This is a genomic window from Bradyrhizobium sp. 23AC, from assembly GCF_054863025.1.
In genome coordinates, this window is sequence record NZ_JAVAYN010000254.1 from 1 (window position 1) to 249 (window position 249).

At 61.4% G+C, this 249-nt stretch carries 1 protein-coding gene; it reads right to left on the reverse strand.

Annotation, left to right across the window (positions count from 1 at the left end; translation table 11 throughout):
- Positions 1 to 240 (reverse strand): FAD-dependent oxidoreductase (locus RAD10_RS42330; RefSeq protein ID WP_461622071.1); only part of this gene is annotated, 240 nt, incomplete at its 3' end.
- Between the last annotated feature and the right edge of the window lie 9 nt (positions 241 to 249).

Here is a 249-nt window from a genome sequence, read left to right on the forward strand (position 1 = left end):
GATGCCGGCCATCACCTGGCCGCCGTTGCGCCCGGTGCCGCCGTAACCCAGATAGCGGCCTTCGAGAATGGCGATGTTGGTGATGCCCTTCTCCGCCAGCTCCAGCGCGGTGTTGATGCCGGAGAAGCCGCCGCCGATGATCACCACGTCGACGTCCAGATCCTCTTCCAGCGTCGGGAAGCGCAGATCGTATTTTTTGGTCGCCGCGTAGTAGGTTAAGGACTCGATTTCGTTGTTCACTGCCGCACT